Genomic DNA, 1,700 nt, shown 5'->3' on the forward strand with positions numbered 1-1,700 from the left:
GCTGGACTGCGGCGTGAAGGAAGCGAAGGGCAAGGACAACGGCGACCGCTTCTTCATGCACGCCTGGGACTCGCCCAACAAGGAGGGCTACCACGGGGTCTTCTACGTGGGCCATGTGACGGCATCCGAACCCGCCGTCCTCAAGGGTCTGGGGAACCCGGACGCGGCGCCCGCGCAGGAGCCCACGTCCGGCCTGTAGCTCCATCAGGGGGAGAAGACAGCGGCCGCGCGAGTCGCCGGAGACGGTGGCCCGCGCGGCCTCTGTCTTCGCGGGACAGGCGCAGCGCGCGGAGCCGATATGCCGACCCATCACGTCGCGTTTCGTCCGCATCGCGGGACGTGACGGAGGCACTGGGAATGCGCTCGATGCGGAAGATGGGATGGCTGGCATTGCTCCTGGCGGTGGGATGCGCCGCACGGCCGGTGGACTGGGACCTCACAGGCCGGGAGGCCATCTACGACCGGCCGCTGGAGGAGGTGTGGCCCTCGGTGCGCCAGTACTTCGTGGACGCGAAGCTGAGCTTCCGCGAGGCCCCGGGCAGCCCGGTGCTGCAAACGGAATGGAAGGAGGAGTTCGGCGGCTCGAAGATCGCCGGCTACTGGCACCGCTACCTGGTGCTGGGCAAGCGGGAGACGCCCACGAAGAGCAAGCTGTGGATCATCCGCGTCACCCGCAGCGCGAACAAGACGCTCTCCGCGCCCGGCAAGGAGCTCGAGTGGGGGGTGAGCCGGAACATGGGCAACGACCTCCAACAGAAGTGGGGACCGGCTCCCGCACCCGGAGGCCCGGAGACCCTTGAGGGAGGCTTCGCCCTCAGCGTGGAGGACGACGAGGATCGGTTCTCCATGCCGCGCGGAGAGAACGCCATCGTGGCGGAGTCCGCGCACGGCACCCGTGACCTGACGATGGAGTGGCGGGTGTTCCACGCCATCGCGCCACGCCTCGCGTCGAAGGAGGGCGCCTCCCCGAAGACGCAGGTGCGGCAGGCCGCGAAAGCGCCCGAGGCGAAGGCCGCACCCACGTTCACCGAATGCGGTACGCCCATCATCGGCCTGAAGGCCCAGGCGAAAGCGGGTGGGGTGCTGCTGCTGGGCGAGCTGCACGGCACCCAGCAGGTGCCGCGCTTCATCGCGCAGGCCGCCTGCCAGCTCACCGTCGAGGGCACGCCGGTGTCCGTGGGGCTCGAGTTGCCAGTGGACAACCAGGAGCGCATCACGGCGTTCCTCCAGAGCCAGGGCAACGAGGTGGACTGGCTCAAGCTGATGGAGGCTCCGTTCTGGCGCAGCCCGTACCCGGACGGCCGGGGCAGTGAGGCCGTGGCCAACATGCTGGAGCAGCTGCGCCAGTTGCGAGCGCAGGGCCTGGACGTGGCGGTCTTCGTCTACGACCATCCGAAGCTCAACGGACAGCAGCGCGAGCAGGCCCTGGCCGCCACGGTGCTGAAGCAGGTGGAGGCTGGCCCCGCGCGCTTCCACCTGGTGGTGAGCGGCAACATCCATCCCCGCACGTCCAAGGGCCTGCCCTGGGACCGGCAGTACCAGCCCATGGGCAGGCTGCTGGCCGCGCGGTTGAAGCACGTGGTGGCGCTGGACGTGGCCTACGACAGCGGCTCGGCGTGGATCTGCGCGCCGGACGCGGTGAGCCGCAAGCTGGACTGCGGCGTGAAGGAAGCGAAGGGCAAGGACAACGGCGACCGCTT

1 protein-coding gene and 1 pseudogene are annotated in these 1,700 nt (G+C 69.4%); both read left to right on the forward strand.

What is annotated here, in order from left to right:
- Positions 1-199, forward strand: a pseudogene (locus tag ACLEQD_RS42845) (hypothetical protein); the annotation flags it as partial.
- A 167-nt stretch (positions 200-366) separates the two neighbouring features.
- A partial coding sequence (locus tag ACLEQD_RS42850; protein WP_410391717.1) for a hypothetical protein occupies positions 367-1,700 on the forward strand: 1,334 nt, incomplete at its 3' end.

Source organism: Corallococcus sp. 4LFB (assembly GCF_046520365.1).
GTDB classification, from domain to species: Bacteria; Myxococcota; Myxococcia; order Myxococcales; family Myxococcaceae; genus Corallococcus; species Corallococcus caeni.